Origin of the sequence: Myxococcus sp. AM009 (assembly GCF_013372605.1) — a bacterium.
In the GTDB taxonomy this organism is placed as follows: domain Bacteria; phylum Myxococcota; class Myxococcia; order Myxococcales; family Myxococcaceae; genus Myxococcus; species Myxococcus vastator.
Genome location: NZ_JABXEP010000254.1, coordinates 1 through 7,256, shown reverse-complemented (window position 1 = coordinate 7,256; position 7,256 = coordinate 1). Strand labels below are relative to the sequence as shown.

Below are 7,256 nucleotides of genomic sequence, written 5' to 3'. Positions count from 1 at the left end.
GCTGCTTGCCTGGCTCACGCTCGCCAGCACGCCCGCCGCCCCGCCGCCCCCCGTGAATGACGTCTTCGCCCTGGACGAAGCGGCCTTCGTCACCCAGGCGCAGAGTGACCTCGCCCTGCTGGAGCGCCACGTCCGGGGCCTGCGCGGGCTGCAGGAGGCCGTGAAGCAGTCGCGCGGCGTGTACCTGCAGAAGCAGAACGTGCCGTACACGCCGGACCAGAAGCAGCTGCTGCTCAGCACCTGGGCGGCCTTCTTCGACTACTTCGTGTCCGTGGAGGTCATCCGCCAGCGCTACTGGGACTTCGTGAAGGTGCCCGCTCACGCGCATCCGAAGAAGCACGCCTGGGGCTTCCTCCTCACCCATGGCGCGCTCACCACGGAGCTGGCCCACGGCCTCACCTACGCGGAGCTCACCCTGGGCAAGAAGCAGCTGGAGGTGCTGCTGGACGAGCCCGCGCCCGAGTACGGCCTGCCCGCGCGCGCCTTCGCCCGTTTCAAGGACAAGGCCATCCACGTCTCCACCAGCACGCAGCTGCTCACGGGGGATGGCTACAAGGAGCAGCTCCGCCCGCTGCTGGTGAAGGCCGGCGCGCTGGACGCGCCGCGCGTGCCCTGGCTGCTGCAGGAGATGAAGCACAACAGCAAGGTGGCGAAGGGACTGCTCACCCGGCGCGGCGCCACGCTCTTCGCCAAGGCCACGGTGGACCTGACGGCGGACACCGCGCAGCGCGCCTTCTTCCCCGTGCAGCGCGCGGTGGCTGAATGGATGGGTGACACCCGCGTGCGCCGCGTGGGCCAGCCGCTCATCTCCCGCGAGCAGGCCCTGGCCCTGCTGGAGAAGATGGAGCCCGGCGACATCGTGGTGGCGCGGCAGAACTGGTACCTCTCCAACATCGGCCTGCCGGGCTTCTGGCCGCACGCGGAGCTCTTCATTGGCACGCCCGCCCAGCTCGGCGCGTACTTCGACGAAGACGCGGAAGTGAAGGCCTGGGTGGCCACCCTCCCCGGCGCACCGGGCTCGCTCACCCAGCACCTGGCGCGCGCCTTCCCCGCCAAGTGGACCGAGTACACCGGCAAAGACGCGCACGGCGACCCCCTGCGCATCATCGAATCCATCAGCGAAGGCGTGTCCTTCACCGGCCTGGAGCACGGCCTGCGGGTGGACTACCTGGGCGTCATGCGCCCGCGCCTGTCCCGCCTGGAGAAGGCCCGCGCCATCGTCCGCGCCTTCACCTTCCACGGCCGCCCGTATGACTTCGACTTCGACTTCTTCTCCGACAGGACGCTCGTGTGCACGGAGCTGGTGTGGAAGTCCTACGCCCCCGCCAGCGACACGACGGGCCTGCGCATCCCCCTGGTCAGCGTGGCCGGCCGCCGCACCCTGCCCGCCAACGAGCTGGTCCGCCTCTTCGACGCGGAATACGGCCGCGAGGACCGGCAGCTCGACTTCGTGGCCTTCCTGGACGGCCGGGAAGCGGAGGGCGACGCCAGGGAGGCGGACGCGGACGCTTTCCGTTACAGCTATCGCCGGGCCAAGTGGGACATCGCCCAGGAGTAGACACCCGATGACGGAGCAGATGGCCGAAGAGATGCTGCAGCTGTCCACCCAGCTCTTCGAGAAGATGATCTCCCAGCAGCAGGCCAAGGTGCTGCGCCTGGCCCGCGAGGCCGTGCCCAACATCTCCCCGGAGGAGGTGCGCAACTCCCACGACTTCCCGGAACTCAAGGAACATCCTACATTTGAGTTCGAGGATGGAATCCTGTCCGGGCTGATTGCGGCCCAGATTGCCCTCCGGGCGGAAATCAAGGGACGGCTGCCGCTTGAACCTCCAGCATTCTGACGCTCGGCCGCCTGCCTTTGCCGTCCGGGCCCTCGTGGGTTACTGGTTCTCGCCGTGAGCATTCCCTCTGGATTCAGCCCACCGTTGGCGCGGGAGCGTCTGGTGTCGGCCCTGGCAGCGGAGCCCCCGCGGCTGGACCTGGCGGCGCTGGCCATCGCCACGCTGGACAAGCCCCTGCTGGACGCCCCTGGGTGCCTGCACATGCTGGACGTGCTCGCGTGCCGGGTCCAGGTGGAGGCGGAGCGGCTGAGCGAGAAGGGCGAAGTCCTGGCGCCGCTGCGGGCCTTGCGCCACGTGCTGGCGGACATCGAGGGCTTTCGCGGCAACGAAGACGACTACCACTCCCCGGAGAACAGCTTCCTGGACCAGGTGCTGGAGCGGAAGCAGGGGCTGCCGATTACGCTGTCCGTCGTCTACCTGGAGGTGGCGCGGCGCGCGGGCATCGCCCTGTACGGCGTCCCGTTCCCCGGCCACTTCCTGGTGGCGCACGACGCGGGGGACCACAAGCTGCTCATGGACCCGTTCCACGACGGGGACATCCTCACCGAGCACGGCTGCGAGGAGCTGCTCAAGCGCGTGGCGCCGCAGCTCAAGTTCGACCGCAACATGCTGGCGCCCGCGCCGGTGGAGCTGATTGCGTACCGGATGCTGTCCAACCTGCGGCGCGTGTACCTGGGCCGCGAGGACTGTGAGCGCGGGCTGGCGGTGGTGGACCTGCTGCTGCTCCTGGCGCCGGACCACCCGGGCGAGCTGCGCACGCGCGCCGCGCTGCTCAGCGGCCTGGGGGCCTACCGCGCGGCGCTGAAGGACGTGGAGCGCTGCCTGGAGCTTTCACCCGAGGCCCCCGACCGCGACCGGCTGGAGCTGACGGCCCGCGAGCTGCGGGAGCGCGCCGCGCTGCTCAATTGACGGGAAGGACACTCACGTGACTCACGAGGTGAAGCCCTGGCGCCGGCTGCGGCGCGGGCTGGAGCATGACTTCAGCGTCGCCCGGGTGCGCGAGGACTGGTGGGCGGACCCGCGCACGGGCCACGAGCACCCACGCGTGCGCGTCGACTGCGCGGACTGGGTGAACGTCATCGCGGTGACGCCGGACGCGCGGCTCGTGCTGGTGCGGCAGTTCCGCTTCGGCGTCGAGTCCTCCACGCTGGAGCTCCCCGGCGGAATCGTGGAGCCAGGCGAAGCGCCTGAGCGGGCCGCGGCGCGCGAGCTGGAAGAGGAGACGGGCTACGTGCCGGGACGCGTGGTGCCAGTGGGCCAGGTGCACCCCAACCCCGCGTTCCAGGGCAACGTGTGCTTCAACTTCCTCGCGCTCGACTGCGTGAAGCGGCACGAGGGGCGGCAGGACGCCAGCGAGGACATCGCCGTGGAGCTGCACCCGCGCGGAGACGTGCCGCGCCTCATCCTGGAGGGCCACATCTCCCACTCACTGGTGGTGGCGGCCTTCTTCCAGGAGCGCCTGCTCAGCGAAGCGAAGTAGGCCCGTGCCTCAGGCTCAGGGACGCGAGCAGCCGCAGCCGCACGCGTCGAAGAAGGGCGACTCGCCCCGGGCGCAGACGAAGAAGACGACCTGGCACTCCGTCCTGTCCTCGGACACGTAGCGGCGCTGGGCCACCTGTGCGTCGCACGCGGCCCGGTCCGCCACGGGCTGCGACACCTCGGCCGCGTCGCCCTCTTCCGTGGGCGCACCGCAGCCCGCGGCCCCCAGGGCCGTCAGCAGCGTCAGAACGCCCCTCAAGTCGAACACCCGTCACCTCTCGAACCGGCGCAGGTCCTTCGCGCCCGCATGGCCTGGAGTGCAACCTGGGGGCCCTCTCCGCGCACCGGGAGCCCCCACGGCGACAAGCGTGCCCTGGGCGTGGACGGCGTCACATTCGCGACGTGTGGAGACGGACAGAAGGCGGGGCCCGAGCCCGACTGTGTCCGCCAACGCACGGGCGCCCCGGCTTTCAGGGAGGCCTCCCTTCAGCGGGCCTTCTTCGCGCGCGGCCGACGTCGCGGCGCGGCCGCCTGAGCCGGCGTGGCCTCCTCCCGCCGCCACGTGCCGGAGCGCCCGCCCGACTTGTGCTCCAACTGCACCGCGTCCAGCACCATGCCGCGGTCCACGCTCTTGCACATGTCATAGACGGTCAGCGCCGCCGCGCAGGCCGCGGTGAGCGCCTCCATCTCCACGCCGGTGCGGTCCACCGTCTTGACCTGCACGCGGACCCGGAGCCCCGCGTCCTCCGGCACCAGCGTCACCTCCACGCCCGAGAGCGCGATGGGGTGACAGAGCGGGACGAAGTCCGGCGTGCGCTTGGCGGCCATGATGCCGGCGAGCCGCGCCGCGGCCAGCACGTCCCCCTTCTCCACCTTCCCCGCCAGGATGCGCTCACGCGTCGCGGGCAACATCCGCAGCAGCGCGGTGGCCACGGCCACGCGGCCCGTCTTCGGCTTCGCTCCCACGTCCACCATCTTCATCGGCGCACCCCCTGCGCCACCGCGGCGAGCAGGTCCTCCACGATGTCGTCCGGGTCCTCCAGCCCCACGGAGACGCGGATGAGGTTCTCCCGGATGCCCGCGGCCTCCCGCTCCTCCGGAGTGAATCGGCGCGCGCTGGCGCTGGCCGCGTGCATCACCAGCGTGCACACGTCCCCCAGTGAAGGACCGGGCCGCCCCACCTTCAGCGCCTCCAGGAAGCGCATGCTCTCCGGCCGCCCCGCGCCCTTGATTTCAAAGGCCACCATGGGACCGCCGCCCAGCAGCAGTTCCCGCGCGGTCGCGTGGTCCGGGTGCGACGACAGCCCCGGGTAGACGACCCGCTCCAACAGGGGCGACTCCGCGAGCCGCCGCGCCACGTGCGCCGCGTGCTCGACATGCGCCTTCATGCGCACCGGCAGCGTGCGCAGGCCGCGCAGGGTGAGCCACGCCTCGAAGGGCCCCAGCACGTCACCCGCCAGCACCCGCGCGGCGCGCAGCGGCGCCATCCGCGCGACTGAGGCACTCACCGTGCCGCCCAGCGCGTCGCTGTGCCCGTTGAGCCACTTGCTGGTGGACTGCACCGCGTAGTCCGCGCCCAGCGCCAGCGCGCGCTGTCCCACGGGCGACGGGAAGGTGCCATCCACCACGAACGTCGCGCCCACGTCCTGGCAGGCCCGCGCCAGCACGCGCAAGTCCGGCACGCGCAGCAGCGGGTTGGAGATGCTCTCCGCCAGCACCATGCGCGGCTTCAGCTCGCGGATGCGCCCGGCCACCTCGGGGTCCGTCATCAGGAGCGCGTGCAGCTCCACGCCCAGCGTGGCGCACAGACTCTTGTACAGCGCGCGCGTGACGCCGTAACCATCCGCCGGCATCACCAGCGTGTCTCCCGCCCGGAAGCCCTGGGCCTCGAAGACGGAGCGCAGCGCGGCCATGCCGCTGGCGTAGGCCACGCAGGCCTCGGCGCCTTCCAGCGCGGCCACCGCCTCCTCCAGCAGCGTCGTGTTGGGCGCGCTGATGCGGGCGTAGGCGTAGTCCTTCCCGTCCAGGGCGCTGTCCAGGTCGTCGCTGCTGTCGAACCAGTTCACCGCCGCCGGGTAGATGGGCGGCGACACCGGCACCGCCTTGCTTCCAGCCAGCCGCGTCCCGGCGTGCACCGCCACCGTCTTCTGCTTCGAGCTCATGGGGATTGCTGCGTCCTTCGCGGGAATGGAAAAGCCGACCCCCCGAAAGGGGCCGGCCTGGGGATGCGCAGCGGAGCCGCGCGGGCCAGCGAGCCAGACTACTCGCCGTGCTCGATGAGCCAGCGCTCCGCGTCGATGGCGGCCATGCAGCCCGTGCCCGCCGCGGTGATGGCCTGGCGGTAGTAGTGGTCCTGCACGTCGCCGCAGGCGAACACGCCCTCGATGTTGGTGCGCGTGGAGCCCGGCACCGTCTTGAGGTAGCCGCCCTGGTGCGTCTCCAGCACGCCCTGGAACAGCTCCGTGTTGGGCGTGTGGCCAATGGCCACGAACAGGCCCGTCGCCTTCACCTGCTGGCTGTCACCCGTCTTCAGGTTGCGCACCACCGCGCCATTCATCCCCTTCGCGTCGCCGAGGACCTCCTCCACCGCGGAGTCCCACATGAAGGAGATTTTCGGATTCTGGCGGGCGCGCTCCTGCATCACCTTGGAGGCGCGCAGCGTGTCGCGGCGGTGGATGAGGGTGACGTGGTTGACGATTTTCGCCAGGTACGTCGCCTCTTCCATGGCCGTGTCACCGCCGCCCACCACCAGTACGTCCTGCTTCTTGAAGAAGGCACCGTCGCAGGTGGCGCACGCGGAGACGCCGCGGTTCTTGTAGGTGTCCTCGCCCTTGACGCCCAGCCACTTGGCGGTGGCGCCGGTGGAGATGATGACCGTCTCCGAGCGGCAGCTGACGCTCTCCCCCTGGATGAGGAAGGGGCGCTGGGAGAAGTCCACCTTCACCACGTTCTCCATGTGGAGGGTGGTGCCGAAACGCTCCGCCTGCTTCTGGAAACGATCCATCAACTCCGGGCCGGTGATGGCCTCCGGAAAGCCCGGGTAGTTCTCCACGTCGGTGGTCACCATGAGCTGGCCGCCCGGCACCCGCTGCGGGTGCTCCAGGGTAGGGCCCCCGGCGAACACCACCGGCTGCAGGTTGGCGCGCGCGGCGTAGATGGCCGCGGTGTAGCCCGCGGGTCCCGAGCCGATGATGGTCACCTTGTTAATCTTCTCCTCCGCCACGACTCCTCCCAACTCTCGTTGATGGCCCCAAGGTACCAGAGCGCCTCGGGCGCGTGATACGAAGCTGGCCTCATGGATGCCGACGTCCTCAAGAAGGTTGCGCTGTTCGAGGGTTTGACCCAGGGACAGCTCGCCAGGCTCGCGCAGATTGGCCACTCCCGGACCTACCCGGCAGGCGCCTTTCTGTTCCGTGAGGGGGAAACCAGCCAGGAGATGTTCGTAATCGCCGAGGGCAAGGTCCGCATCTCCAAGTCGATGCCCGGCATCGGCGAGGAGGCGCTCGCCATCCTGGAGCCCGGCGAGTATTTCGGTGAGATGGCGGTCATCGAGGACTCGCCGCGCTCGGCGGACGCCATCGCCCACGTGAGCTGCTCCGTCTGGGTCATCGAGCGCTCCCGGCTGGACCAGCTCATGTTCACCGACAAGGACCTGGCGTACGTGCTGCTCTGGACGTTCGTCCGCACGCTGAGCGAGCGGCTCCGCGAGACGAACGAGAAGCTCAAGGGCTTCTTCGCCCTGTCCCGCTTCTGACGGCCCGTCTCAGCGCCTGAGAAGCCAGCTGGTGCAGGGATGTCCGTCCAGCATCCGAGCCCCTTCCTGCATGTCGGGACGGGTGCGCGCCCCACTCCCCAGGTAGCACAGGCAGGCACACGGGTTGCTTTGTCCCCGCCACGTGGAGGGCGGCGGGATGGAGCAGGCGGCGGGGACAAAGC

9 protein-coding genes are annotated in these 7,256 nt (G+C 70.2%); 5 read left to right on the top strand and 4 right to left on the bottom strand.

Annotated features, from left to right (window positions below; all coding sequences use genetic code 11):
* The first annotated feature begins 1 nt into the window (after nt 1).
* The 4 genes from HV824_RS34120 (at nt 2) to HV824_RS34105 (ending at nt 3,321) form a co-directional block, all read left to right on the top strand.
* Nucleotides 2-1,558, top strand: coding sequence for a YiiX/YebB-like N1pC/P60 family cysteine hydrolase (locus HV824_RS34120; RefSeq protein ID WP_255208566.1), 1,557 nt, complete (start codon nt 2-4; stop codon nt 1,556-1,558).
* A 7-nt stretch (nt 1,559-1,565) separates the two neighbouring features.
* Nucleotides 1,566-1,841, top strand: coding sequence for a hypothetical protein (locus HV824_RS34115; RefSeq protein ID WP_090491927.1), 276 nt, complete (start codon nt 1,566-1,568; stop codon nt 1,839-1,841).
* Nucleotides 1,842-1,925: 84 nt separating this feature from the next.
* Nucleotides 1,926-2,750, top strand: coding sequence for a SirB1 family protein (locus tag HV824_RS34110; RefSeq protein ID WP_163786145.1), 825 nt, complete (start codon nt 1,926-1,928; stop codon nt 2,748-2,750).
* A 16-nt stretch (nt 2,751-2,766) separates the two neighbouring features.
* Nucleotides 2,767-3,321, top strand: a complete 555-nt coding sequence (locus HV824_RS34105) for an NUDIX hydrolase (protein WP_176421484.1) — start codon at nt 2,767-2,769, stop codon at nt 3,319-3,321.
* A gap of 15 nt (nt 3,322-3,336) precedes the next feature.
* Here HV824_RS34105 and HV824_RS34100 read toward each other — a convergent pair whose 3' ends face one another.
* The 4 genes from HV824_RS34100 to trxB all read right to left on the bottom strand — a co-directional run bounded on the left by HV824_RS34100 (nt 3,337) and on the right by trxB (nt 6,543).
* Nucleotides 3,337-3,588, bottom strand: coding sequence for a hypothetical protein (locus HV824_RS34100; RefSeq protein ID WP_176421483.1), 252 nt, complete (start codon nt 3,586-3,588; stop codon nt 3,337-3,339).
* Between the two features lie 218 nt (nt 3,589-3,806).
* Nucleotides 3,807-4,301, bottom strand: a complete 495-nt coding sequence (gene moaC / locus HV824_RS34095; protein ID WP_176421482.1) for a cyclic pyranopterin monophosphate synthase MoaC — start codon at nt 4,299-4,301, stop codon at nt 3,807-3,809.
* A complete protein-coding gene (locus tag HV824_RS34090; protein WP_176425128.1) occupies nt 4,298-5,482 on the bottom strand; it encodes a PLP-dependent aspartate aminotransferase family protein in 1,185 nt (394 codons plus the stop codon). The genes moaC and HV824_RS34090 overlap by 4 nt, the downstream gene beginning before the upstream one ends.
* A gap of 98 nt (nt 5,483-5,580) precedes the next feature.
* Nucleotides 5,581-6,543 carry a thioredoxin-disulfide reductase gene (gene trxB / locus HV824_RS34085; RefSeq protein WP_176421480.1) on the bottom strand — a complete coding sequence of 321 codons (963 nt, stop codon included), beginning with the start codon at nt 6,541-6,543 and terminating at the stop codon, nt 5,581-5,583.
* Between the two features lie 72 nt (nt 6,544-6,615).
* Between trxB and HV824_RS34080 the strand changes: the two genes are divergently transcribed.
* Entirely contained in the window at nt 6,616-7,074 is a 459-nt protein-coding gene (locus HV824_RS34080; RefSeq protein ID WP_163786144.1) for a Crp/Fnr family transcriptional regulator, read from the top strand.
* Nucleotides 7,075-7,256 lie beyond the last annotated feature (182 nt).

Bases quoted from the DNA above. Each gene is read 5' to 3' on its own strand.
- HV824_RS34115 (WP_090491927.1), top strand. From the start codon at position 1,566: ATGACGGAGCAGATGGCCGAAGAGATGCTGCAGCTGTCCACCCAGCTC.
- moaC (WP_176421482.1), bottom strand. From the start codon at position 4,301: ATGAAGATGGTGGACGTGGGAGCGAAGCCGAAGACGGGCCGCGTGGCC.
- HV824_RS34090 (WP_176425128.1), bottom strand. From the start codon at position 5,482: ATGAGCTCGAAGCAGAAGACGGTGGCGGTGCACGCCGGGACGCGGCTG.
- HV824_RS34080 (WP_163786144.1), top strand. From the start codon at position 6,616: ATGGATGCCGACGTCCTCAAGAAGGTTGCGCTGTTCGAGGGTTTGACC.